The following is a 24,505-nucleotide window of genomic DNA, read 5'->3' as shown; positions in this document are numbered from 1 at the left end:
CTCCGCTCTAGCGCCCGCGAAACTCAGCATCTTCGAAGGTCGGCGATCGAGCGAAACTGGCACCGTCGATCTCGCGGTCCTCGGCGAAGATCGCTCCGTCAAAAGCGGCGTTTTTGGCGAACATGCTTCGGGTGAACATCGTGCCTCCGAGGAACTCCGTCCCGTTGAACCCAGCGTTAGCGGCGAAGGTGGTGTCGAGGAACCACGCGGCGCTGCCGAACACCGCGTGGTTAAACCTGGCGTCAGAGGTGAACGTTGCGCCTTCGAACGTGGCGACGTCGGTGAAGGTCGTGAAGTCGAACCAGGCGTCGTCGAGGAAAGTGGCACCGGCGAAGATTGCTTCGCGGACGCGACAGCCGAGAAGGCTGAACTCGACGAGGGTGGCACCGGTTAAGTCTAGGTCGATGCCAGGCCAGAACGTGATGTCCGGATGCCTTGGGTCCGTGCCTGGGTTGAGGTGTTGGGTAAGGATCCGCTGGACGGTGAGCCGGACCCCCCGTTCCTGTCGCACTTCGCCGGCCAGCCTGTCCACCCCTGGAGGAGGCAATCGCAGGCCAAGCCGGCGGTTGGCCACGAGCGGCCGCCGTACCCCTGTCTTCGTGGGCGCCGGTTCTGTGTAGGGCGTACGCAGGTACGCACAAAGCACGTTGACGACGGTCTGCCGCTGACCGGGGTTGTCTTGTGCGACGCGTTCGAGCGCGAAACAGCCGCCGTGCCGTATGGCGGCCTTGTCGGACCCCAGTTGCTCGACCGCCTTGAGGTAGAGGTCGGTGAGCCTGCGTTCGCTGGCATCGTGCTCGGTAGTCGTCTGCCGCCGCCCGTTGAGGACCAGCGCGACCATCCCGCCGGTGCCCGCGCCGACTGTGAGACCGGTCTTGATCAGCTCGATCCGGTCCGAAGGGGTGGAGCCGCCGACGAACAACAGCAGCACTGTCACTGCGGTCGCGGCGATGACCGCGACCGGCACGACGATCACGAGGATGTTCCACCACCACGTCCCGCCACGCCGACGCCACCCGCGGCTGACACTCCTGATCAAGTTCACGCTGTCCAGTCTCGCCTACTGAAGCCGGGCTCCGCGGAAGCGCGCGCGATGACCCGACTGGCGTGGCATCGACTTCCGCGAAGAGCTGAAGGTGGCCTAGCCAGGGTCAACTGAGACTGGAAATGAGGCTAAGACGGGAAACGCCGGTCGGCCCGAAGCTGGGTCGACCGGCGTTTCCGCTGGTTACTGCGGCGGAGGATACAGGATTCGAACCTGCGAGGGCGTGAACCCAACACGCTTTCCAAGCGTGCGCCTTAGGCCGCTCGGCCAATCCTCCGTGGGGAAGAATACCGGATGGTCCTCCGGCCTTTCGCAGGTGGTCCGACCTGCGGGGTTGGGCTCAGGCCGGTACGACGTCGGCGACCACGATGGTGATGTTGTCCGGGCCGCCGCCCTCGTTGGCCAGTGCGATGAGCCGCGGGACGATTTCCTCGGGGGCGCCATCGGAGAGGACGTCCAGGATGGCCGGTTCGCTGGCGCCCGCGGTGAGGCCGTCGGAGCAGAGCAGATAGCGGTCGCCTGCTTGCGGCGTGAACTCCCAGACGTCCGGTTCGGCCGAGCCGGTGCTCAGGAGCGCCTTCATCAGCATTGAGCCGCGCGGGTGGTGGTCGGCGTCGGCGGCGCTGATGGTGCCGTCTTCGACCAGGGCCTGGGCCAGGGTGTGGTCGCGTGTGATGCGCTGCAGTTCGCCGTCGCGCAGGAGGTAGCCGCGGGAGTCGCCGACGTGCGCCGCGGCGAAGTGGGTGCCGTCGAACAGCAGCGTGGTGAGGGTGGTGCCCATGCCTTGCGTGGCTGGGGTTTCCTCGGCCACCTGGGCGAGCTCTTCGGCGATCCGGCGGACGCCGTCGGAGAGCAGGTTCGACAGGTTGTGCGCGGTGAGGTCGAGCGTGCGCAGTTCCGCGTCCAGCGAGGCCAGCACGCTGACCGCGGTCGAGCTGGCGACTTCGCCGTGCGGCTGGCCGCCGATCCCGTCGGCCACCACGAGCATCCGCCCGCTGGCGTAGACGGAGTCCTCGTTGTTGGTGCGTCGTCGCCCTTGGTCTGAGCCCGCGGAGTAGCGCAGGGTGAACCGGGTCTGCTCGGTGGCCATGCCCCCATAAAACCATTGGTTGACTGAGTTAACAAGCAAAACGATGGAAACCGCTGTCGTCGGCTATCGTGCTCGACATGGCAGACGACGCGGCGGTGAGTGCGGCCGACATCGCGCGCCTGGCGGGCGTGCGCCGGGCGGCGGTGAGCAACTGGCGGCGCCGCCATGACGATTTTCCCAAACCGGTGGGCGGCACGGCGTCCAGCCCGTTGTTTTCGCTTCCGGAGGTGCAGGCGTGGCTGCGTGGGCGCGGTCGGCCGTTCGAGCTGTCGCCGATCGACGAAGCGTGGCAACGGCTGCGCGCGCTCGGCGACGATCTTGACCTCGGTGCGCGGCTGGCGGCGGTCGGCGAGTACCTCGCGGACGACGCTGAGGGGCCCGGCGATCCGGAGCTGCTGGCGCTGATCTCCCAGCTGGCCTCGAACGAAGGCGCGGCGGAGACGTTCGAGCAGCTCTGCGACCGGTTCTTCGAGGCGCACGCTCGTCGGCTCTCCACGACGCCGACCGCGTACGCCGACCTGATGGTGCGGCTGACCGGCGCGAAGGGGGCCACGGTGCTCGACCCGGCGTGCGGGTTCGGGTCGCTGTTGCTGGCCGCCGCGGCGACCCGGGCGCGAGGGCAGGACATCGACTCGGACACCGCGCGGATCGCGGGCATCCGGCTGCGGTTGCACGGCGCGGACACCGAGGTGCACGCCGCGGACGCGTTGCGCGCGGACGCTTTCGCCGACCGGCTGGCCGACGTCGTGCTGTGCGATCCGCCGTTCAACGAGCGCGGCTGGGGGCACGAGGAACTCGTCGGCGACGCACGGTGGGAGTACGGGCTGCCGCCGCGGGGCGAGTCGGAGCTGGCGTGGGTGCAGCATTGCCTCGCGCACGTGAAACCCGGTGGCGCGGTGGCGGTGTTGATGCCGGGAGCAGCGGCCGGACGGCGGAGCGGGAAACGCATCCGGGCGAACTTGCTTCGGGCGGGCGCGCTGCGCGCGGTGTGCACGCTCGCGCCGGGCACCGATCTCTGGCTGCTCACGCGACCGGAACCGGAACAGCGCGCGCCGGCGACGGTGCTGATCGCCGACACCACCGCGGACGACGTCGAACAGGTGTGGCAGGACTTCCTGGCCGATCCGGACACCGGAGAACGCATCATCGACGTGCTCGACGACGACGTCGACCTGACCCCGTCCGGCCGTCCTGGCGAGACGGATTCCGGCGAGGCTTTCCTTGCCGCTCAACGGCTCTTCGGGCAAATCGGGATCGAGCTGCCCGCGCTGGAACCGGCGTCCGGCGAGACGGCGTACACGACTGTCGGCGAGCTGGTGAAGGCGGGCGCGCTGCGGATCACGCACGCGCCGCCGCGCACCGCCGACGGTGACGAACCCGTGCTGACCACCGACGACGTCCTGATCGGCGGCCCGCCGACCGGGCACGCCGCGCCGGATCCGGCGGCGGTGTTCGCCAAGGAAGGCGACGTGGTCGCGTCGGTCACCGGCGCGGTGATCGTCCACAGTGGAGCTCCGGTGCGGCTCGGGCCCGCGCTTTCCCGTTATCGCGTGGATCCGCAGCTGCTCGATGCGCAATTCCTCGCCGGATGTCTGCGCGCCGCGGACTTCCCGGTGCACAGTGCGTCGACCCGGATCGACGCGCGCCGGCTCAAGGTGCCGCGGCATCCGCTCGAAACGCAGCGTGCGTACGGCGTCGCTTTCCGCGCGCTCGCGGACTTCGACCGGGCATTGCGGCAAACCGCGGAAATCGGCCGCGACCTGGTGCGGCTAGGCTTTGCCGCACTCGCCGAAGGACGGCTGAAGCCCGGTGGCGGGTGAGCGCTGTGAGGGGGCCCATGCTGATCGCGGACCGCTACGAGGTCGACGATCTGCCGCTCGGCCGGGGCGGCATGGGTTCAGTGCACCGCGGGCTCGACCGGCGGCTCGGCAGGCAAGTCGCGATCAAGCTGCTTCGGCTTCCCGGCGGCGACGAAGAGCTAGAGGAACGCTTCGCCCGCGAAGCGCGGATCCTTGCCACGCTCGACCATCCCGGCGCGCCCACACTGTATGACTTCGGTGCCCATGACGACCGGTTGTTCCAGGTCATGCAGTTCGTCGAAGGCGTGACGCTGGACGATCTGCTTGCCGAACACGGTCCGCTGCCGGTGTCCTGGGCGGCAGCGATCGCGGCGCAAGCGGCTGCGGTGCTGTCAGCGGCGCACGCTCGCGCGGTCTGCCACCGTGACCTCAAGCCGGCCAACCTCATGCTCTGTCCGGACGGCAGTGTGAAGGTGATGGACTTCGGGCTCGCCGTGTTGCGCGAAGCCGACACTGCTCGCTTCACGCGTGCGGGACAGTTGCTGGGTACGCCGTCGTACATGGCTCCGGAGCAGATCCAGCGTGGGCACGCGGAGCCGCGAAGCGACCTGTACGCGCTCGGTTGCGTACTGCACGAGATGCTCACTGGCCGTCCGGTCTTCACCGGGCCGACGGCGTACGCGGTCTTCGACAAGCAGGTGAAGGAGCCAGCTCCAGTCGTTCCCGGCGTACCTCGCGAGCTGAACACGCTTCTCGCCGCGACGCTCGCGAAGGATCCTTCAGCGCGACCGTCTGGGGCGGAAGTGCTGTACGCGCATCTCGTGCCCTTCGCGCGGGACTTGCCGCCGTTGCCGGGATTCCTGCACCCGGCAACGGTGCTGAGTCCTTCGCGGATGTACGCGCGCATGGTGGGGCTTAGCGGCTGATGCTCACGGGCGTCTGCTCCGACAGCGGCAGACCGCGCTTCTGAATGCGGTAGTAGGTGAAGGCGTTCTGTACGCCGATGCTGACGCCGATCGTGAGCATGATCGTCGAGGACGTCACGGTGTTGCTGACACCGAGCGCTGCTCCGAGGAAGGAGAAGCCGACCCGCACGCCGATGGTGGCGAACCACAGCACCAGCGTAAGCGGAGTGCCCTTCACGAACGTCGTGCCTTCGCGAGCACTGAGGACCGAAGTGGAGCTGCGCAGGACGCCCAGCAGTCCGAGGATCACGACGTCGCCAGCCAGCAGCGCGTACTCCGTCGCGGTCGCGCTTTGCAAGGCGGTGGCGGCGGAGAACACGCCGATCGCGGTCAGGATGAACGGGAGCGTCAGCAACCGCTTGCGGCTGAGCAGCGTGCCGCGCCACTGCCGGTAGACGACCCGGTAGAGGACGAGTGCGGCGATCGCGGCGTAGAGAACGATGGTGAGCGGGCCGAGGTTCACGGTGCTCCTTCGCGGAGTTGGTCGGCTTCGCCCGGCCGGCGGCGGGTGCCGGGAGGCTGCCCGGCGTGCTTCCAGCCTCGCCGGGACCGGTGCGGTTTTCGTCGGCGTACGGGCTGGCATCGGGTGGATCCGCGGCTCAACCCGGAGGTGGAGACGCCGGATCGTGACCATTGCCGAGCAACCACGAAGGGGTGATGGTCGTCTATTCGGGTGATACGGGTCCTGCCGAATGCGACCCGACCGAACGCGGGGGTACCGGATCGTGAAAAGGGTTTTGGTGGGGATGGCGGCGCTGGCCGCGGCTTTCGGGCTCGTGGCGTGCTCCGGCGGCACGGCCGGGTCGGCTTCCGGCGGCGGCGCGGTGCCCGCGGCGGCGAGCGTGCCCACCTCGTCGTCGTCCAGCGCGCCGACCAGCAGTTCTGCCCCGGCGACCAGCAGCAGCCCGGAGAGCACCAGCGCGAAGCCGACCCCGAAACCGACGCCGAAGCCCGCGCCCAAGCCGAAGGCCGACCCGGAGCCGAGCACCGCCGACGTCCCGTGCGCGGCGGCCGCCGCCGCTTCGGGCACCAGCGCCTGCGTGGACATCTCCGCGCACCGCGCCTGGCTGCTGCAGGACGGCAAGGTGATCTACGGGCCTGTCTCGATGCTGCCCGGACGCAAGGGGCACGCGACCCCGACCGGCACGTTCCACGTGCTGTCGAAGGAAAAGCTGCACCTGAGCAAGCAGTTCGACAACGCGCCGATGCCGAACTCGGTCTTTTTCTACCCGGGCGACGCGTTCCACACCGGCAGCCTGAAGGTGTACTCGCACGGCTGCATCCACCTGTCGGCGACGTCGTCGCTGCGGTTCTTCAACACCCTGCACATCGGCGACGTGGTCCAGGTCGTGCCCTGACCGAGAGCGTCACGGTCGAATAAATATCACCCGATAGAGGCAACTTCCTCCCCCTTCTGAGCGATTACCGGTCGCTGAGAAAGGGGGCCTGAATGGCCTGGCGCAAGCTCCGTTCCCTGCTGGTGGCCGCACTCACGGCCCTCGCCGTCCCCACCCTGGTCACCGCCGTCGCCCCGGCGGCAGCAGCCGACACCCCGGCGCTGCCGCCGGGGTTCGTCTTGCGGGACCTGCCCACCGGACTCGGGCAGTACGAGTTCACCGACTTCGCCTGGCTGCCCGACGACAGCGTGCTGGCGCTGGGCAAGTCCGGCGTCGTCAACTGGGTCCCGGCCGCGGGCGGCGGCGCGCCGGAGCGGATCGCGACCTTCCCGGTCGAGACGCAGGGCGACATGGGGCTCACGAGCATCGCGCTCGCGCCGGACTACGCCACCTCGCACCAGATCTACCTGAACCGTTCGGTCTCGCTCGGCAACGGCCAGTACACGCTGCGCGCCGCCAAGTTCACCGTTCAGCTCGACGGCGCGGGGCATCCGTCCGGGCTGACCGGCGAGAAGGTGATTTTCGACCTGCCCGGCAGTCCGTACTACATCCACGGCCTCGACACGGTTTACCCCGCGCCGGACGGCACCCTCTGGTACTCCGTCGGCGACAACGGCGACGCGGGCAAGACCAATCCGGTCGCCTTCGTCGCACAGGACCTCGATTCGCCGTTCGGCAAGATCCTGCACCTCACCGCGGACGGCAAGGGGGTGCCGAGCAATCCGTACTACAACGCCGCCGCGCCGGATTCCGCTCGCAGCAAGGTGTTCGCGAGCGGATTCCGCAACCCGTTCCGGTTCAGCCTCGACCCGAAGAGCGGGCTGCCGGTGGTCGGCGACGTCGGCTGGTACACGTGGGAAGAGCTGGATGTCGTGCAGCCGGGCGCGAATCTCGCTTGGCCCTGCTACGAGGGGAATCATCTCACGCCGGGCTATTCGGCTGACGCGCGTTGTGCGTTGGCGGTGAACACTCCGCCGTTGTGGGACTACCAGCACGGCACCGGTCCTGCGCAGGGCAACAGCGTCACTGGCGGGATTGTGTATGGCGGCACGACCTATCCGGCCGCTTACCAGGGTGCGTACTTCTTCGGGGACTACGCGGGGCAGAAGATCTGGACGCTGCGGTATGACGCGCAGGGCAAGCTCACGCAAGCGCCCACGAGCCCCGCGCCATTCCAGAACGTCGGCGGAGTTACCCGGATTTCCGCCGCGCCCAACGGGGACATCGTCTTCACTGATCTCAACTCTGGGGTGCTGCGCCGGTTGAGCTACTCGACCAACAACGCTCCACCGGTGGCAAAGGCCACTTCCTCGACGGATCCGGATACTCGCACGGTTTCCTTTGACGCCAGTGGTTCTACTGACGCTGACGGCGATCGTCTTGCCTATTCCTGGGACTTCGGCGACGGCAGCACCGGCACCGGGGTTCAGGCCAGCCATCAGTACGGGGACGGTGCTTCGTTCACCGCGACGTTGACCGTTTCGGATCCGCTTGGCGGTGTCGGGACGGCGAAGATCGCTGTCGCGCCGGGCAATCACTCGCCGGTGCTGACTCTGACCGCGCCGGACAAGACTTTCGCGGTGGGTGAGCAGGTTTCGTTGTCCGCCAAGGCGACTGATGCCGAGGATGGCGGGCTTCCCGTTACGTGGACGTCGTTGATTCGGCACTGTCCGGATCTCGGTGCCTGCCACGTGCATCCCGGCGATGGTGCGACGGGGCCGACGTTGACGGTTCCGTTTACCGATCACACGGATTCCCGGATGGAATTCACCGCGACGGTCACCGATAGCGCCGGGGTGCAGGCGAGCAAGACATATGTCGCTTATCCGCGCCAGCATCGGTTGACGTTGGTGGGCACGCAGCCCGCCGCGTTGAGCATCCCTAGCGAGGGCGGCGTCAGCAGTGCCATGGTCATTGAGGGTGCGACGTTTGACGTGACTGCCGCGTTGGTTGGCACCGATGGGGTTTCCAAGTTCACCGGTTGGCAGGGCGGTCCGGCTACGCCTTCGTGGTCGATCACCGTCGGCGCTGGTGACCTGACGCTGACTGCCGACTATCTGACGGCGATCGACCAGCGGTATGCGGCTGAGCCGGAGTTGCGGAGTTCGCTTGGCGCGCCGACGGGTCCTGAGGTTGTCGACGGGCCGGTGCGGTATCGGCCGTATGCGAACGGGCGGTTGTACTGGTCCGCGGCTACCGGGGTGCGCGAGATCGGCGGGGCGATCCTGGCCCGGTATCTCGCGATCGGCGGGCATCAGGTGTACGGGCCGCCGACGACCGATGAGACCCGCACGGCGGACGGGGTGGGCCGGTACAACCATTTGATCGGCACGCCGGGCAGCCAGGCCACGTCTATTTTCTGGTCGCCTTCTACGGGAGCGCATTCGGTCCAGGGGCAGATCCGGGTTAAGTGGGCCGCGCTCGGCTGGGAACGCGGGGTGGGGTATCCGACCACCGACGAGTCCGGGACTCCCGACGGGATCGGGCGGTACAACCACTTCACCGGCGGGTCGATTTATTGGACGCCTACCGGCGGAGCGCATCAGATTGGCGGCGCTATCCGGGATAAGTGGGCTTCGCTGGGTTGGGAGCGGGGTCTTGGTTACCCGACCACGGATGAGTCCGTGACGCCGGACAGGGTCGGGCGGTACAACCACTTCACGATCGGCGGGTCGATCTATTGGACGCCGTCTACCGGTGCGCACCAAATCGGCGGGGCTATCCGGGATAAGTGGGCTGCGCTCGGCTGGGAGCGCGGTCTCGGCTATCCCACTACCGACGAAACCGGTACTCCGAACGGGATCGCGCGCTACAACCACTTCAACGGAGGCGGGTCGATCTACTGGAGCCCGCGTACCGGGGCGCACATGGTGCAGGGAGAGATTCGGAAGCGGTGGGCCGCGCTGGGATGGGAACGGGGGTATTTGGGATTGCCGACCTCGGATGAGTATCCGATCAGCGGAGGTGCCCGAAGCGATTTCCAGGGCGGATACGTGATTTTCCGGTATGGGGTAACCACGAATTACCGGTGGTGAGCCATTCTCGGGGCGGCCGTCGGCGCACCATCGCCGACGGCTGCCGCTGGCTCCGCACCGGGATTTCTTGTTACTGTGTCGTTAGGCCGTGACTGGCGTGTGAAGATGGATCACCATCGGGGAGCGGCCTCGTCCTCGTGACGTCGTGCCGTACGCCTGGGCTCTTGTGGGATCGAGATCCGGGAGACACGGCGATGGTTGAACCTCTGGCCTTTTCGGAAGAGTCTTGGCACCGGCCGCGGCTGGTGGGAATCGTGAACGTCAGCGCGGACTCGTTCTCCGACGGCGGCAGATTCCTTGCCCCGGCGAACGCGCTCGCCCATGCGCGCCGATTGCTGGCGGCCGGCGCGGACGTCGTCGAACTCGGCCCCGCGGCCAGTCATCCGGGCTCGGAGCCGGTGACCGCCGACGAGGAAGTGCGGCGGCTGGATCTGGTCCTGGACCGCCTGGTCGCCGAAGGCATCCCCGTGTCGGTCGACTCGTTCCAGCCGCAGACCCACCGGTTCGCCGCCGCTCGTGGTGCCGCGTTTCTCAACGACATCCAGGGATTTCCGGACCCTGCCCGGTATGCGGAGCTGGCCGATACCGGATGCCGCCTCGTCGTCATGCACTCGGTGCAGCGGCGGGGCCCCGCGACCAAAGTGCGCACCGATCCGCAGACGGTGCTGACGGCTCTGGAGCGTTTCTTCGATCAGCGGCTGGCCGCGCTCCAAGCGGCGGGCATCGACCGCGAACGGCTGATCATCGATCCCGGGCTCGGATACTTTCTCGGTGCCACGCCGGAACCGTCGCTGGCAGTGCTGGCGGCGCTTCGCGCGATCAGGACCCGGTTCGGCGTCCCGATCATGGTCTCGCCGTCCCGGAAGTCGTTTCTCCGCGCGATCACCGGGCGCGAGCTCGCGGAGATCGGACCGGCCAGCCTGGCCGCTGAGCTGTACGCCGCCAGTCACAGCGTCGATTTCATCCGGACTCACGACGTCGCGGCGCTTCGGGACGCGCTCACCGTCCTCACTGCTTTGAACCAGTACGCAGGAGCCAGCCGATGACGCGCCTCGACACCGCTCGGATCCGAGTTGCTCGCCAGCGGATCGACCCTGCTTTCCTCGACACTCCGCTGTACCGCTGTGAGGCGCTGGAGCGCGACCTCGGTTGCGCGGTGAGCATCAAACTCGAAACGGCGAACCCCGTCCGCAGCTTCAAGGCGCGCGGTACCGAAGTCGTCGCGAGCGCGCTCGCCGACAGCCGTGCCTCCGCTGTCGTGTGCGCGAGCGCGGGAAACCTTGGCCAGGCCCTCGCCTGGTCCGGGCGCGGCCGGGGACTCGACGTCACCGTGGTGGCCTCCCGCTTCGCACCCGCCGCCAAGCTCGATCGCATCCGCGCACTGGACGCCCGGCTGGAACTGGTGGACGGCGACATCGAGACGGCGCGCGACCGAGCCGCCGCCATCGCGCGGCACGACGGCATCCGGCTGGTCGAAGACAGCCTGGACCTCGAGACCTGCGAGGGCGCGGCAACCATCGGCCTCGAACTGGTGGATGCGGTCCCCGCGTTCGATGCCGTACTGATCGCTCTGGGCGGAGGCGCGCTGGCCACCGGGGTGGGGCACGTGCTCAAGGAGTGCGCGCCAGGGGTCGAGGTGATCTGCGTCCAGCCACTGGGCGCACCGGCGATGACGCGCTCCTGGCACCAACGACGCGTCATCTCAACCGACTCGACCGACACCATCGCCGACGGCGTCGCCGGCCGGTTCCCCATCCCGGCTGTCTTGAACGACCTCCTTCTCGTTGCCGACGACGCTGTCCTGGTCCAAGAGGCGTCGATCATCGCTGGTATGCGGATGCTGTTCGAGCGCGCCGGACTCATCGTCGAGCCGTCGGCCGCGCTCGGCGTCGCGGCGATTCTCGAAGACCCTGACCGGTTTGCTGGACGGCATGTGGTCACTGTCGTTTGCGGGAGCAATGTCGACGCAGCTTCCTACCGCCGCTGGATCGGGGCGGAATCCTGACCCGGTTTCGCTGGGGCGGCGGAAGGGCTGGGACGGTTTTCGCGGCGGCTGAAGGAATTCTGCTAAGGAATCTTGGGTTGTGAAGGGTCCCTTCGCTGTGACTTCGTTGCGCCGCAACCTAGTCCAGCGACCTACACTGAGGCAGCGGCGACACAGAGTTCGTTCCGCTCGGGAAGCGCCATCACGGCACGGTGTCCGCAGCGACCCAACGACCCGCACCGAGGCAGCCGGGCCCCAGGACTCGCCCCAAACCAGACCTGCCGCCACCTGGTTTATGCAGCAGTCCGGCACCTGTGCCGAGGCAGCCGGGCCCAGGGCTCGCCCCAAACCAGACCTGCCGCCGCCTGGTCTATGCAGCAGTCCGGCGACCTGTGCCGAGGCGGCGGCGATGCGGAACTGGTCTTGCTCCGGAGCCCGTCGCCGCATGGCGTCCGCATCAGGCCGGACCTAAGCCGATGCGGCCGCGACGCAGAACTCGTTCCCCTCCGGATCCCCCAGCACCACATGATGTCCCTCTGCCTCCACCAGGATCGCCCCTCCCGCCCCCGCCAAACGTTCAGCCCGTGCCCACTGCGCAGCCGGATCCCCATCCCGAGGCACCCGGATGTCGATATGCAGCCGGTTCTTCACCGTCTTCGGTTCCGGCACCTTCAGGATCGCCAGCCGAGGCCCAGCCCGCTGGGGATGGCACAAGCCAGGCGTCATCCCCAGCGGACTCGGGCAGGTGGAATTGCGCGAGCCATTCCCCGCGGGTTCTGAACGGCGGCGGCGGAGGTTTGTCGACATAACCCAGTGCCGTCTTCCAAAAGGCCGCGAGAAGTTGTGCGTCGGTGCAGTCCAGGGTCAGGTCGAAGGTGACAGTCATGCCAGAAAAGCTACTGCCCACCACCGACAAAAACTCAGGCCAGATCAGCCGGACGGGTGCCCGTGGAGGCGAGCGGCAGGCCCAGCGCCACCCGTTCGGTCAGCCAGTTGCTCGGGCGGTAGCGCGGGTCCCCAGTAGCGCGGAGGAGACCGTTCAGGATTCGCAGGACCTTTTCCGGGCCGACCAGGTCGCCCCATTCCAGGGGGCCGCGGGGATAGCCGAGTCCCAGGCGCACCGCGGTGTCGATGTCGGCGGGGGCCGCGAGACCTTGGTCGGCGATGTAACAAGCCGTGTTGATGATCGAGGCAAGCAGGCGTTGGGCGATGGGGGCGGCACCGTCGCGGACGACGGTTACGGGGGTTCCGGTTGCGGCCAAAGCGCCCCAGGCGGCGCGGCCGTAGTGCGGGTCCAGTCCAGGGTGGACAGACATGGTGAAGCGAGATTCGTAGCCAAGGGCGTCGATTCCGACGACGCGCGCGGCGGGCAGTTCCAACTGCCGCGCAGCCTCCACAGTGGACTCCCCGCGCAGGGTCACCAGGAGAACGGTGTCGGGGTAGGCGTCCGGGACGACGTCGACGCCTGCTGCCGACAGAAGGCGGCCTAGGCGTTCGTCGGCGGCGTAGACCGGCATGGCGGGAGCGGGCGGGGCCGTGGGCTCCGGAGGGATTTCTTGTTTCCCGTCGACATAGCGGTAGAAACCTTCGCCGGTTTTGCGGCCGAAGAGCCCGGCGGCGACGCGCGGGCGGGTGAGCCACGACGGGCGCAGGCGCGGTTCGGCGTGGAATCCGCTCCAGATGCTTTCCAGCACCGCGTGCGAGACGTCCAAACCGGTGAGGTCCAGCAGTTCGAACGGGCCGAGCTTGAGGCCGAGGACGTTGCGCGCGATCCGGTCGATCTCGGCGGGAGCGGCGAGGGATTCGGAAAGAATCTGCAGCGCCTCGGTGTTCAGGCCGCGGCCCGCGTGGTTGACGAGGAAGCCGGGAGCGTCCTTCGCCAGCACCGGTTCGTGGCCCCAGCCGCGGACGAGTTCGAGGGCTTCGCCGGGCAGCCAGTCGGCGGTGCGCGCGCCGGGGATGACCTCGACCAGGCGCATCAGCGGGACGGGGTTGAAGAAGTGCAGACCGATCATTCGCGTCGGGTCAGAGATTCCGGCGGCGATTTCGGTGACCGACAGCGAGCTGGTGTTGGTCGCGAAGATCGTGTCAGGGCCGCAGATTTTCTCGAGACCCGCGAAGAGCGTCTGCTTCGTTTCGAGGTCTTCGCGGACGGCTTCCAGCACCAGGTCGACGCCGTCGGCGGGAGCGAGCGGGCCGTCGACCGGAACAAGGCGTTCCTTCGCCGCGCGGCCGTTCTCCTCGGTCAGCTTCTCCTTGGCGACCAGCCGGTCGACCATCGCGCCGACGTGGTCGATCGCCGCCGCGACCGCTTCCGGCTGTACATCCGCGAGTTCCACGGTGACCCCGCCGGTCGCGGCGAGCTGGACGATGCCGCGTCCCATCACCCCGGTGCCGATCACCCGGATCCTGCCGACCCGTCCGGCCCATCCCGTCACGTCGAACCTGCCTTTCGCTTTGGCGCCACGGCGAACTTACCCCGGACTACAGGCCGACGAAGTCCGCCATCTGCCCGACGAGGTGCTCGAAGTACGCGTCCGCCGGGGCGACGCTGCCGACGTACTGGCCGAACAGCTCGAAGTTGAGCGCGCCGAACAGCTGGGTCCAGGCGGCGATGGCGCGCATGACGACCTCCGCGGGCGCGTCGAGGTCCAGGATCCGGGTGAGCTGGTCGGCCTGCGCGCGCAGCTCTTCCGACATCGGCGCGGTGACCGCCGGCTCGTGCGGATGTGCGTCGCGCAGCACCGCGACCAGCGCGAACGCCACTCGCCCGGCGGGGCCGACGGTGTCCTGCGGAGCTTGGTAGCCAGGGATCGGCGAGCCGTAGATGAGCGCGTATTCGTGCGGGTTCGCGCGGGCCCAGTCGCGGGTCGCGCGCCAGATGGCTCGCCAGCGTTCGCGCGGGTCGCCGGTGTGCGGATCGGCCTGTTCGGCGGCCTCGCCGACCGCGTTGTACGCGTCGACGATCAGTGCGGTGAGCAGGTGATCCCGGCTCGGGAAGTACCGGTACAGCGCCGACGAGACCATCCCCAGCGCACGGGAGACCGCGCGCAGGGAAAGTCCGTGCGCGCCGACCTCGGCCAGCTGACGGCGGGCCTCGTCCTTGATCTCGCGGGTCAGCTCGGCGCGGACCCGTTCGCGGGCGGTCCGGGGTGCGGCAGTCATGCGATCAGTGTGCCTCGAATGAGAGCGCTGCGCAAAACCGAGAGCACTGCTCTTGACAGCGGCAAGCGCGCAGGTGTTCACTGTTCACAACAGAGAGCACCGCTCTCAAAACCGAGGAGGACCCCATGACCAGCAGCACTCGTTACCTCGAACCGGGCAAGGCGTCGGCGGCGTTCAACGGCTGCGTCCGCTGGCTCACCAAACGGGGCTTCAGCGTGTGGGGCAGCCGGGTGCTGGGCGTCCGCGGCCGCAAGTCCGGCGAACTGCGCGAGGTGCCGGTCAACTTGCTGCCATTCGAGGGGAAGCAGTACCTGGTGGCCGCGCGCGGCGAAACCCAGTGGGTGCGGAACCTGCGCGCCGCGGGCGAGGGCCAGCTGACCGTCGGACGCCGCACTGAGACGTTCGGTTACCGCGAGTTGTCCGACGAGGAGAAGCCCGCCATCCTGCGCTCGTACCTCAAGCGCTGGGCGTTCGAGGTCGGCACGTTCTTCGAAGGCGTGGACGCGAAGGCACCGGAGGAGAAGCTGCTCGAGATCGCGCCGGGCTACCCGGTGTTCGAGGTCTTCACCCGATGAGTCAGCGAGCGCGTTTGCGGAACGCGGTGGCCGCGACGAGGACCACGCCGACCAGGAACGCGACCAGTCCGATGAGGAACCAGAGCTTCTGGCCGGTCATGAAACTGCCGGTCAGCACGCCAACGCCCTGCAGCACCCACACCGCGCCGACGAGCACCAGCACCACACCGCACGCCAGCGTGATCCACCGCTTCACGACCATCTCCTCGCTCGGGAAGGGAACCTCGGGGAAGTGTCTCAAGGTTCCCTTCCGAACGGGTTACCCGCGGCGGCGCGGCTGTCCGTTGCCGAACTGCTGTGCCTCGCCGAGCGAGGTCGCGGTGGCGGTGGTGCCCTGGACCTTCGCGACCACGGTGACGCTGTCGCCGGACTTCGGCGAACCGGTCTTCTGCGTGGCCGAATCCAGCGTGTAGGTCTGCTTGTAGCCGTCCTTGCTGGTCAGGGTCACCGAGGTGGCGCTGAGTTCGGTGATCGTCCCGGTCTGCAGTCGTTCGGTCACGTACCCGCCTGCCGGATCCGTCACCACGAAATCGCCGTGCAGCGCGTCTCGCAGCGCGGCCATCCCGCCCATGCCGCCGCGGCCGGCGAAGCCGCCTTGCCCACCGGGCCCGCCTGGACCGCCGAATCCGCCGGGACCTTGCTGCGCGGTCGCGTTGTTGCCGCTGGTGCCCGCCCAGATCGCCAGCCCGCCGCCGACCGCGATCACGACCGCGACGCCCGCCGCGATCGCGGTTTTCCGGCCCGACCACGCCCTCCCCTGGCCGCTGCCGCCGGAAGCGGGAGCGGGCTGCTCTCCCCAGGTCGCGCCCTCTGCTGGATCGGTCGTCATGGTCTCCTCCGGAACGTTCGAGCTGGTTCTTCCCGAGCGTCGGGGCAGCCGCTGTGCGGAAGCTGTGCCGGACGTGGGGGACACCTGTGCACCTCAGCGGGGGAACGTCGCACAGGAAACACACAGCCGGGGCACAGCTCGACCTGAAGACAGGGCCCGAAGATGGCACCATGAGCAGTGTGAACGCCGCGTCTGCCGGCCGGGGCAAGGCCGAACTGCGCCGCGCGGACGGCAGCCCGGTCCGCGTGCTGGTCGTCGACGACGAGTCGACGCTGGCCGAACTCGTGTCCATGGCCCTGCGGATGGAGGGCTGGGAGGTGCGCAGCGCGGGCACCGGTGCCGAGGCGGTGCGCATCGGCCGCGATTTCCGGCCGGACGCCGTGGTGCTCGACGTGATGCTGCCCGATTTCGACGGGCTCGAGGTGTTGCGCCGGATGCGCGCCGAAACGCCGTATCTGCCGGTTCTTTTCCTGACCGCGAAAGACGCGGTGGAAGACCGGATCGCCGGGCTCACCGCGGGCGGCGACGATTACGTGACCAAACCGTTCAGCCTGGAAGAAGTGGCGCTGCGGCTGCGCGCGCTGCTGCGCAGGGCGGGCGGTGTTTCCGGCGCGACCGGGTCGCAGCTGGTGGTCGGCGATCTGACCTTGGACGAGGACAGCCGCGAGGTGCACCGCGGCGGCGATCTGGTGCCGCTGACCGCGACCGAGTTCGAATTGCTCCGCTACCTGATGCGCAATCCGCGCCGGGTGCTGTCGAAGGCGCAGATCCTCGACCGCGTGTGGAGCTACGATTTCGGCGGCCAGGCGAATATCGTCGAGCTGTACATTTCCTACCTCCGCAAGAAAATCGACGCCGATCGGGAACCGATGATCCACACCATGCGCGGCGCCGGGTATGTCCTCAAACCCGCCGCGGGCTGAGCGCCGCCGTCCGTGGTCGTTGCGCCGCAGGCTGATCGTTCAGCTGGCGGCGCTGCTCGCGCTGGTCTGCGTGGTGGTCGGCGTGGTCACCGAATTCGCGTTGAACGGCTTTCTCGTCGGGCAGCTCGACCAGCAGCTGTCGGCGGCGAGCGACCGCGGGTTCCGGCATGGCGTGCCGCGTCCGCCCATCAACGGCTCCGGCAAACTGCCGCCCGATCCGCTGCGCGTGCTCGGCCAGCCCGAGGGGACGCTCAGCCTGGTCGTGCGCGACGGACAGGTCAACGGGCAGGTGATCGGTCCGTTCGGCCTCGTCCCGCTGACGCCGGAGCAGGACCGGGTTCTGCTCGTGCTCGCGCCGAACGGTCAGAGCCGCACGGTCGAGCTTCCCGGGAGTCTCAAGAAATATCGCGTGATCGCGACGTATTCGCCGCGCGGCGAGTTCACCGTGATCGGGCTGCCGATGAGCCGGGTTTCGGAAACGTTGTGGCGGCTGGGTTTCATCTTCGGCGGTGTCGCGCTCGGCGGGATTCTCGTCGCCGGGTTCGCCGGCGCGGTGACGATCCGGCGCACGATGGCCCCGCTGGATCGGCTCGCCGCCACCGCTTCCCGGGTGTCCGAGCTGCCGCTGGATCGCGGCGAGGTCGCGTTGTCCGAGCGAGTGCCCGAGGTGGACACCGACCCGCGCACCGAGGTCGGCAAGGTCGGTTCGGCGATCAACCGGATGCTGGGGCACATCGCCGAAGCGCTCGCCGCCCGGCACGCCAGCGAAAGCCGCGTCCGGCAGTTCGTCGCGGACGCGAGCCATGAATTGCGTACGCCGCTCGCCGCGATTCGCGGATATGCCGAGCTGACCCGGCGCGGCAGCGAACAGGTGCCGCCGGACATCGCGTTCGCGATGAGCCGGGTGGAATCCGAATCGGCCCGGATGACGACGCTCGTGGAAGACCTGCTGCTGCTCGCCCGGCTCGACTCCGGACGTGCGGTCGTGCACGAGCCGGTCGATTTGTCCCGGCTGGTCGCGGACGCGGTCGCCGATTCGCACGTCGCCGGTCCGGAACACAAGTGGCTGCTGGAACTTCCCGGCGAGCCGATCGCGGTGCTCGGCGATTCCGGGCAACTGCACCAGGTGGTGCTGAACCTGCTCGGCAACGCCCGCACGCACACGCCCGCGGGCACCACGGTGACCACCGCACTGTCCACACGAGACGGCTGGGTTACTTTGTCCGTTGTGGACGATGGGCCGGGAATTCCGCCGGAAATCCTGCCCGAGGTATTCGAGCGGTTCGCCCGCGGCGACAATTCGCGTTCGCGCGCTGCCGGGAGCACGGGGCTGGGGCTGGCGATTGTCGCCGCGGTCGTGGCCGCGCATTCCGGACGTGTGATGGTCAACAGCGGTCCAGGGCGCACCGAATTCGTGGCTTCGTTCCCGCAATTGCGTGACGGTGGCAACACTTCTTCGTGAGCGATTCACAGCCCGCGCACAGCACGGACCGTGAGAATGACGGGCATGACGACTGTCGTCGCGCCACGCTGGGTGCGCCCCGCCGTCGCGGTGCTGCTGCTGGGCACCGCCGCGTTGTATCTCACGAATGTCGCGATTTCCGGCTGGGGAAACGATTTCTACGCGATGGCCGTGCAAGCGGGCGCCTGGGACTGGAAAGCATGGTTCTTCGGTTCGCTCGACCCGGGCAATGTGGTCACCGTCGACAAACCGCCGCTTTCCCTGTGGATGATGGGATTGTCCGGGCGGGTCTTCGGATTCTCCAGCTGGAGCATGCTGGCGCCGGACGCGTTGGCGGGCGTGGGTTCGGTCGGCCTGCTGTACCTGGCGGTGCGGCGGCTTTCCGGCCCGGTCGCCGGATTGCTCGCCGGAGCGTTGCTCGCGTTCACCCCGGTGGCCGCGTTGATGTTCCGGTTCAACAACCCCGATGCGTTCCTGGTCCTGCTGCTCGTCGCGGGTGCGTATTTCCTGGTGCGGGCGCTGGAAAACGCGAGTACGAAATGGCTGCTGCTGGCGGGCGTCGCGATCGGCTTCGGGTTCCTCGACAAGATGTTGCAGGCATTCCTGGTGTTGCCTGCCTTCGTGCTCGCCTACGCGGTTGCCGCGCCGACTTCGTGGGGACGGCGGGTGCGGCAATTGCTCGCCGCCGCCGGTGCGGTGGTGGTTTCCGCGGGCTGGTGGGTGCTCGCGGTGGCGTTGTGGCCCGTTGCGGATCGGCCGTACATCAGCGGATCGACGAACAACAGCGTGCTGGAATTGGCATTCGGGTACAACGGGCTCGGCCGGATTTTCGGACAGTCGCACGGCGGCGACGCACGACCGAAAATGCCGGATTTTTCCGGTGCCGGACATGGCTTCGGCGGCCAGGCGGGCTTGACGCGCCTGTTCACTCAGCAGTTCGGCGGCGAGGCGTCGTGGCTGCTGCCCGCCGCGTTGATCGGGCTGGCGGCCGGGTTGTGGTTTACCCGGCGTGCGCCGCGCACTGACCGGACTCGCGCGGCGTTGCTGCTGTGGGGTGCGTGGACGGTGATCAGCGCCCTCGTGTTCAGCTACATGAGCGGGATCATCCACCCGTACTACACAGTCGCACTCGCCCCGGGAATCGCCGCCACTGTAGCGATTTCCACGACGGAACTATGGCGCGGACGTGCCTATTTCGCCCCACGCGCGGTGCTCGCGACGATGTTGGCGGCGACCGTCGCGTGGAGTTTCGTGCTGCTGGATCGGACGCCGAACTGGCAGCCGTGGGTGCGGTACACCGTGCTGGTGCTCGGTGTCTTGGGCGTGGTCGCGCTGGCGCTCGGGGCCGCCCGCCGTGCTGTCGCGCTGCTGGCGCTGGTGGCCGCCCTGCTGGGGATGGCGTCCTTCACCGTGGCGACCGCGGCGACGGCGCATACCGGAGGAAGTCCGGCGTCCGGGCCGCCGCACAAGGGACGCACCAGCTTCGGCGGGCCACAGCAGTCCAATGTGGAGTTGAACCGGCTGCTCGAGACCACGACGACGAAGTGGGCTGCCGCGGAAACCGGTGCGATGCAGGCTGCTGGGCTCGCGCTGGGCAGCGGCAAACCGGTGCTCGCGGTCGGCGGGTTCAGCGGCGGCGATCCAGCTCCGACACTCGCGCAATTCCAGCAGTACGTGGCGAGCGGGGACATCCACTACTTCGTCGTCGGCGCGCGAAACGGCCGCGGCGGCCCGAACGGCAGCCGCGGCACCTCCGGGAAGATCGCTGCCTGGGTCGAGCAGCATTTCCATCCCGCCGCAGTCGGCGGCGCGAAGGTCTACGACCTCATGCAAAAGTGACCGAGGTATTGGCTCCGCACAAGACGAAACACGGCAATTCGGCCGGTACGCGTCCGGCCAGCCAGGCGGCCAGCGGAGCTGCGGCGGCCGGTTCGACGACGAGCCGGAAGTCGCGCCACAGCAGGTCGCGCGCGGCGAGGATCTCGGCGTCGGACACCAGCACGGACGTGACGCCTGGCGAGCTGAGGACGCCGAACGCCAACTCGCCGACGCGGGTCGCGCCAAGTGCGGAGGCGGCGACCGAGTCGATGGTGACGTCCACTGGCTCGCCCGCGGCGAGGGCGGCGTGCAAGGCCTGGCAGTGCTCCGGCTCCACCGCGAACACCTGACGGCCGTCCGCGGCCAGTGTCGCGCCGGACGCCAGCCCGCCGCCGCCCACTGCGACGGCAATGGCGTCGACGTCCGGTGCGTCGGCCACGATCTCCGCGGTCGCGGTTCCTTGTCCGGCGATCACGTCGGCGTCGTCGTACGCGTGCAGGTAGCGGGTGCCGGGTTCTTCTGCGACGGTCAGCGCGGCTGCCGCGGCCTCGCCGTACGTCGCGCCGTGCCGGATGAGCTTCGCGCCGGCCGCTTCGATGCCGGCGGCCTTCGCCTCGGGCACGGACTCCGGCACGTAGACGACTGCGGGGACGCCCAGCGCCTGCGCGGCGGTGGCGACGCCGAGGCCGTGATTGCCACCGGACGCCGTGACCACGCGCTTCGGTTTCGGCCCGGTGAGCAGGGCGTTTGCCGCGCCGCGGAGCTTGAACGAACCAGACCGCTGGAGCTGCTCCAGCTTGAGCACGAGGGGACGACCGTCGATTTCGGTGCGTAACAGCGGCGTCCACCGGACGTGTGGTCGGAGGCGGAGATGGGCAGCGGCGACGTCGGCGGCGACAGGTGCGGTGCGCATATCGGCCATTCTCCTCCCGGCATCCTCGCTCGGGTGCCGCTCGCCGGGAAAACCCCAGCGTGTCAGGGCGCGACACGGGACAAGAGGGCATTGTCTAGATCTTGCGGATCTCGCTAAGCTCTGCGCAGACGTGGGGTGTCCGACCATGTGCGTACCGCGACGAGTACTACCGAGAGTAGTAGCGTCCTGCGGGTGTCCCCGTTCGGTGCACTTCACGCCTCGGTCTCGTCGGGACTCCTCGGGAACGGAAGGTGACGTGGATGCGCGACGGCTCGGCCCGGTCGCGGGAATCCGCTGCGCGGCTGCTTGACCGCCTCGGGATCCGCACCGTGCAGGCGCGAGTGACCGTGCTGGTCGTGGCTCCGCTGGTCCTGGTCGTGGCGGCGGCGGTTCCGCTCGTCGTCACCCAGGTCGCCGCCGCGTCGGCGGCCGCGACCACTTCGGACACCGCGGCCCGGGGGCAGCGGGTGGGCGGCCTGGTTGGCCAGTTGCAGCGGGAAAGCCTGCTCGCGGCCGCTTTTTTCGCTGACCCGTCGGCCACCAATTCGGCGCTCGTCCGGCAGCAGCAGGCAGTGGACAGGGCTGCGCACGGCGTCGCGGACAGCCTGGTCAGCCCCGGTGGCGCACTGTCGAAACTGCGGCAGAACGCGCTCAATCGTCAGATTTCCGCAGTTGATATCGCGTCTGGCTACGATTCCATGTCCGCAAGCCTGATCGACGCGCTGGGGCTGGCCACTTCGGACAGCTCCGATGCCAGGACGCTCGACGCCCTGCTGCGCGCCGACGAACAGCGAGCGGCCCGGGCGACCGCGCTGATCGCGTCCACTGGAGCTGATCGAGCAGGTCAGCGCGCTGCCGTCTACGGAGAACAGTTCGCCCGGCTGGCCGGGAAGCAGGACGCCGCGCAGCTCGTCGCGGTCGAGACCGGAGCGACGGCCCAGCAACTCGACCGGCTCGCCGCGGCGCCGCGGCAAGACCGGCAGTTTGTGTCCGATGTGGTCACTGCGGGTACTCAGCTCGCCGATCAGCGCGACGCGGCGGAGACCCGGATCGCCGGGGCGATCGCCGATGCTGCCTCCGCGAAAGCGTCCAGCGCCACCCGGACGGCCTTCATCGTCGGCGGTGCCGCGATTGTCCTTTTCGGACTGGTTGCCGCATTGTCGGTGCTGGCCGCGCGATCCGTCGCCCGGCCGTTGCGGCGGTTAGCGAGCCAAGCCCGCTCGACCGCCGATCTGGCCGCCCCTGAATTGGTTCAGGTCGCCGAGCCGGAATCGGGTCCGCCGCAACCGTTGCTGCCCGCGATCGAGGCGGACACCGGCGGCGAACTGGCCGAGCTGGCGGATGCGTTCAACCGGCTCCGCGGCGCCGGGGCGGAAGCGGTGACCGAACAGGCGAACTTGCGGCGAGCGGGGGTGCAGCTGCTGGTCGGAGCGGCCAAGCGCACGCAGAACCTGGTCGCGGGCCAGCGCACGGTGCTCGAGGAATTGACGCGCAGCGCCGACGATCCGGTGTTGCTCGCCGGACTGCACCGCGTGGGGCACGCCGCGCTCCGGCTGCGGCGCACCGCGGACGATCTGCTTGTGGTGACCGGAAACCGCGACGAGACCCGGGTCGGCGGTCCGATCGAACTGGCCACCGCGCTGCGTTCGGCGGCCGCGGAAATCGACGACGAATCCCGGATCCGGCTCGGCGAACCGGCGGAGGCACTGCTCGCGCCGTCGCTGGGGATCGACCTGGTGCTGCTGTTCGCCGAACTGCTGGAAAACGCCGCCGCGTTCTCGCCGCCGGAGTCGGCGGTGGAGATTTCGACGGAGTTCCAGCCGTCCGGCGATCTGCTGGTGAGCATTGCCGACCACGGCGTCGGGCTGTCCGCGGACCGGCTGGCGCAGGAGAACCGCAGGCTCGCCGAACCGGTCGACGCGGCGTCCGGGCAGCAACTCGGCCTGGCTGTGGTCGGACGGCTCGCGCAGCGGCATTCGCTGCGCGTCGAACTGGAGTCCACTCCGGACGGTGGGGTGACGGCAATGGTCTCGGTGCCGCAGGCGCTGTTCACCCGCGACGTCGATTTCCGCCGCGGGCCCGGGCTTTTCGAGCCGGGTCAGGTGCCCGACCCGCGACCGGTGCTGCTCCCCGCGCCTGCGATCGCCGCGCTGTCCACGCCGACCCCGGCCGGGTTCCGCTGGTTCACCGACCCGCCGGAGCCGGAAGCCGGCGACGCGAACCCGGAAGAAGCTCCGAAATGGCCGGAAGCCGAGCCGGAATTCGCCTCCCTCGCCGGAACACTGGAACTCCCCGAGGAAACCGAAGAGTCCACAGAGGACGTTCCGGACGCGCAGGACACCGCGGACCCGTCGCCGACGCACCAGTTCACCGTGGTGCAACCGGAATCCCGCGACGGCGTGTTCCGCCGCGTCCCCGGCGCGCAGCTGGCCCCGGGGCTCAAACTGCCGCAGATCGTCCGCACCCCGTTGCCGCGTCGCGAATTGCGCGATCCGGCCGCCGAACGGGCCACCTTCGACTCGTTTTCCGACGGCGTCGCCAAAGCACAGCAAGTCACCGCTCAGCAGGCCGATCAAGGAGGATCATGACCGTTCCCGCCGCCGCGCAGAACTTCAACTGGCTGGTCAACCGCTTCGCGTTGCACACCGCCGGCGCGATCGCCGCGCTCGCCGTGTCCGCGGACGGGCTGCTGATCGCCGCGTCGCAGGACCTCGACCGCGCGGACGCCGACCGGCTCGCGGCGACCTGCTCGGCGATGCTCGCGCTGGCGCAGAGCGTGTCCGAAAGCCATCCGCTCGGCGATCCGGACAAGGTCGTGGTCGAGCTGGAACGCGGCTACCTCGTGGTCTGCACCATCAGCATCGGCTGCTCGCTCGGCGTGCTGGCCAACAAGCAGGCCAGCCTCGGCACGATCGCCTACGAGATGGCGATGTTCGCCAACCGCGCCTCCGAAGTCCTTACCCCCGCGCTGGTCGAGGAGTTGAAGAACACCGCGTTCGCCTGACCCGTGAAGATTCTCGTGCTTGGCCCGGCCGGAGCCGGGAAAACGACGGCGGTGCACGCCGTTTCGGAGATCGCGCCGGTGCGCACCGACGCCGGCGACACCACCGCGGCGCTCGACTTCGGCAGACTCGGCGAGGGCGAGCGGCGGCGGTACCTGTTCGGCGCGCCGGGACAGGCCCGGTTCTGGTTCCGCTGGCCCGACCTCGTGCGAGGCGCGGACGCCGCGCTCGTCGTGGTCGACCCGCGGCGGATCGCGGACGCCTATCCGGTGCTCGACGCGGTTGAAGGGCTGCGGCTGCCGTTCGTGGTCGGGGTGAACTGCTTCGACGGGCTGCTCACTCGACCGCTGCACGACGTGCGCTGGGCGTTGACCGTGCGCGACGGCATTCCGGTGCACCCGTTCGACGCCCGCGACCCGGCGTCCGTGCGGGAGGTGCTCGACCTAGTCGCGGCGGGGGTGACCGAGGGGGCGCGGGCGCGGCAACCGAGTCCGCTATAGTCG

Annotated in this window: 23 protein-coding genes, 1 tRNA gene and 1 riboswitch; of the genes, 13 read left to right on the top strand and 11 right to left on the bottom strand. The window is 68.8% G+C overall.

Going from position 1 to position 24,505, the window contains the following annotated elements:
- Positions 1 to 7: 7 nt before the first annotated feature.
- From L3Q65_RS33935 to L3Q65_RS33925, 3 genes are all read right to left on the bottom strand, one after another.
- On the bottom strand, positions 8 to 976 hold the full coding sequence (locus L3Q65_RS33935; RefSeq protein ID WP_182892683.1) for a pentapeptide repeat-containing protein: 969 nt from the start codon (positions 974 to 976) through the stop codon (positions 8 to 10).
- Between the two features lie 261 nt (positions 977 to 1,237).
- Positions 1,238 to 1,322: transfer RNA gene (locus L3Q65_RS33930), tRNA-Ser, on the bottom strand.
- A gap of 63 nt (positions 1,323 to 1,385) precedes the next feature.
- Positions 1,386 to 2,135, bottom strand: a complete 750-nt coding sequence (locus L3Q65_RS33925) for a PP2C family serine/threonine-protein phosphatase (protein ID WP_182892682.1) — start codon at positions 2,133 to 2,135, stop codon at positions 1,386 to 1,388.
- Between the two features lie 77 nt (positions 2,136 to 2,212).
- Between L3Q65_RS33925 and L3Q65_RS33920 the strand changes: the two genes are divergently transcribed.
- Together L3Q65_RS33920 and L3Q65_RS33915 are read left to right on the top strand one after the other, a co-directional pair.
- Positions 2,213 to 3,955, top strand: coding sequence for a class I SAM-dependent DNA methyltransferase (locus tag L3Q65_RS33920; protein ID WP_237597543.1), 1,743 nt, complete (start codon positions 2,213 to 2,215; stop codon positions 3,953 to 3,955).
- A gap of 17 nt (positions 3,956 to 3,972) precedes the next feature.
- Positions 3,973 to 4,860, top strand: coding sequence for a serine/threonine-protein kinase (locus tag L3Q65_RS33915; protein ID WP_182892680.1), 888 nt, complete (start codon positions 3,973 to 3,975; stop codon positions 4,858 to 4,860).
- Here L3Q65_RS33915 and L3Q65_RS33910 read toward each other — a convergent pair.
- Positions 4,850 to 5,362: a hypothetical protein gene (locus L3Q65_RS33910; RefSeq protein WP_182892679.1), complete on the bottom strand. Its 513-nt coding sequence runs from the start codon at positions 5,360 to 5,362 to the stop codon at positions 4,850 to 4,852. The genes L3Q65_RS33915 and L3Q65_RS33910 overlap by 11 nt on opposite strands.
- Positions 5,363 to 5,624: 262 nt before the next feature.
- Between L3Q65_RS33910 and L3Q65_RS33905 the strand changes: the two genes are divergently transcribed.
- From L3Q65_RS33905 to L3Q65_RS33890, 4 genes are all read left to right on the top strand, one after another.
- Positions 5,625 to 6,257: a L,D-transpeptidase gene (locus L3Q65_RS33905; protein WP_182892678.1), complete on the top strand. Its 633-nt coding sequence runs from the start codon at positions 5,625 to 5,627 to the stop codon at positions 6,255 to 6,257.
- Between the two features lie 92 nt (positions 6,258 to 6,349).
- A complete protein-coding gene (locus tag L3Q65_RS33900) occupies positions 6,350 to 9,331 on the top strand; it encodes a PQQ-dependent sugar dehydrogenase (protein ID WP_237597542.1) in 2,982 nt (993 codons plus the stop codon).
- Positions 9,332 to 9,409: 78 nt separating this feature from the next.
- Positions 9,410 to 9,500: riboswitch (ZMP/ZTP riboswitch) on the top strand.
- A gap of 25 nt (positions 9,501 to 9,525) precedes the next feature.
- Positions 9,526 to 10,377, top strand: coding sequence for a dihydropteroate synthase (gene folP / locus L3Q65_RS33895; protein ID WP_237597541.1), 852 nt, complete (start codon positions 9,526 to 9,528; stop codon positions 10,375 to 10,377).
- Positions 10,374 to 11,336 carry a threonine/serine dehydratase gene (locus L3Q65_RS33890; RefSeq protein WP_182892675.1) on the top strand — a complete coding sequence of 321 codons (963 nt, stop codon included), beginning with the start codon at positions 10,374 to 10,376 and terminating at the stop codon, positions 11,334 to 11,336. Before folP ends, L3Q65_RS33890 begins: the two co-directional genes overlap by 4 nt.
- A gap of 447 nt (positions 11,337 to 11,783) precedes the next feature.
- Here the strand turns inward: L3Q65_RS33890 and L3Q65_RS47430 are convergent, their stop codons facing one another.
- The 4 genes from L3Q65_RS47430 to L3Q65_RS33875 are packed head-to-tail and all read right to left on the bottom strand — an operon-like array spanning position 11,784 to position 14,480.
- Positions 11,784 to 11,984, bottom strand: a complete 201-nt coding sequence (locus tag L3Q65_RS47430; RefSeq protein WP_370648139.1) for a VOC family protein — start codon at positions 11,982 to 11,984, stop codon at positions 11,784 to 11,786.
- Complete coding sequence (locus L3Q65_RS33885) at positions 11,893 to 12,201, bottom strand: VOC family protein (RefSeq protein ID WP_255751113.1); 309 nt, start codon at positions 12,199 to 12,201, stop codon at positions 11,893 to 11,895. The genes L3Q65_RS47430 and L3Q65_RS33885 overlap by 92 nt, the downstream gene beginning before the upstream one ends.
- A 34-nt stretch (positions 12,202 to 12,235) precedes the next feature.
- The gene (locus L3Q65_RS33880) at positions 12,236 to 13,753 is read right to left on the bottom strand and encodes a 3-hydroxyacyl-CoA dehydrogenase (protein WP_182892673.1); all 1,518 of its coding nucleotides are present in this window, start codon (positions 13,751 to 13,753) and stop codon (positions 12,236 to 12,238) included.
- Positions 13,754 to 13,799: 46 nt separating this feature from the next.
- Positions 13,800 to 14,480, bottom strand: coding sequence for a TetR/AcrR family transcriptional regulator (locus tag L3Q65_RS33875; protein ID WP_182892672.1), 681 nt, complete (start codon positions 14,478 to 14,480; stop codon positions 13,800 to 13,802).
- Between the two features lie 125 nt (positions 14,481 to 14,605).
- Between L3Q65_RS33875 and L3Q65_RS33870 the strand changes: the two genes are divergently transcribed.
- Complete coding sequence (locus tag L3Q65_RS33870) at positions 14,606 to 15,055, top strand: nitroreductase family deazaflavin-dependent oxidoreductase (protein WP_182892671.1); 450 nt, start codon at positions 14,606 to 14,608, stop codon at positions 15,053 to 15,055.
- 1 nt (position 15,056) lies between these two features.
- On the opposite strand, the gene L3Q65_RS33865 is transcribed toward L3Q65_RS33870, so the two are convergent.
- Positions 15,057 to 15,251 (bottom strand): hypothetical protein, encoded by a 195-nt coding sequence (locus L3Q65_RS33865; RefSeq protein WP_182892670.1) that lies wholly within the window; start codon positions 15,249 to 15,251, stop codon positions 15,057 to 15,059.
- A gap of 63 nt (positions 15,252 to 15,314) precedes the next feature.
- Positions 15,315 to 15,884, bottom strand: coding sequence for a hypothetical protein (locus tag L3Q65_RS33860; RefSeq protein WP_182892669.1), 570 nt, complete (start codon positions 15,882 to 15,884; stop codon positions 15,315 to 15,317).
- A 170-nt stretch (positions 15,885 to 16,054) separates the two neighbouring features.
- On the opposite strand from L3Q65_RS33860, the gene L3Q65_RS33855 reads away from it, so the two are divergent.
- From L3Q65_RS33855 to L3Q65_RS33845, 3 genes are read left to right on the top strand one after another with little or no spacing between them, the layout of a single operon-like run.
- Positions 16,055 to 16,807, top strand: coding sequence for a response regulator transcription factor (locus tag L3Q65_RS33855; RefSeq protein ID WP_009084604.1), 753 nt, complete (start codon positions 16,055 to 16,057; stop codon positions 16,805 to 16,807).
- Entirely contained in the window at positions 16,782 to 18,269 is a 1,488-nt protein-coding gene (locus tag L3Q65_RS33850; protein WP_237597540.1) for a cell wall metabolism sensor histidine kinase WalK, read from the top strand. Before L3Q65_RS33855 ends, L3Q65_RS33850 begins: the two co-directional genes overlap by 26 nt.
- A gap of 45 nt (positions 18,270 to 18,314) precedes the next feature.
- Positions 18,315 to 20,108: a glycosyltransferase family 39 protein gene (locus L3Q65_RS33845; protein WP_182892668.1), complete on the top strand. Its 1,794-nt coding sequence runs from the start codon at positions 18,315 to 18,317 to the stop codon at positions 20,106 to 20,108.
- Here L3Q65_RS33845 and L3Q65_RS33840 read toward each other — a convergent pair.
- Positions 20,095 to 21,000, bottom strand: a complete 906-nt coding sequence (locus tag L3Q65_RS33840; RefSeq protein WP_182892667.1) for a serine/threonine dehydratase — start codon at positions 20,998 to 21,000, stop codon at positions 20,095 to 20,097. The two genes, L3Q65_RS33845 and L3Q65_RS33840, sit on opposite strands and share 14 nt — an antisense overlap.
- A 260-nt stretch (positions 21,001 to 21,260) precedes the next feature.
- Here L3Q65_RS33840 and L3Q65_RS33835 point away from each other — a divergent pair, with 260 nt between their 5' ends.
- Genes L3Q65_RS33835 through L3Q65_RS33825 form a run of 3 tightly spaced genes read left to right on the top strand, consistent with a single transcriptional unit; the run spans position 21,261 to position 24,502 of the window.
- Entirely contained in the window at positions 21,261 to 23,588 is a 2,328-nt protein-coding gene (locus tag L3Q65_RS33835) for an ATP-binding protein (protein ID WP_237597539.1), read from the top strand.
- Entirely contained in the window at positions 23,585 to 24,004 is a 420-nt protein-coding gene (locus L3Q65_RS33830) for a roadblock/LC7 domain-containing protein (RefSeq protein WP_009084595.1), read from the top strand. Before L3Q65_RS33835 ends, L3Q65_RS33830 begins: the two co-directional genes overlap by 4 nt.
- A gap of 3 nt (positions 24,005 to 24,007) precedes the next feature.
- Complete coding sequence (locus L3Q65_RS33825; protein ID WP_182892665.1) at positions 24,008 to 24,502, top strand: ATP/GTP-binding protein; 495 nt, start codon at positions 24,008 to 24,010, stop codon at positions 24,500 to 24,502.
- The last annotated feature ends 3 nt before the right edge of the window (positions 24,503 to 24,505 follow it).

Origin of the sequence: Amycolatopsis sp. FU40, assembly GCF_021903635.1 — a bacterium.
GTDB lineage: Bacteria > Actinomycetota > Actinomycetes > Mycobacteriales > Pseudonocardiaceae > Amycolatopsis > Amycolatopsis dendrobii.
This window is presented reverse-complemented; position numbering and strand designations above follow the sequence as displayed.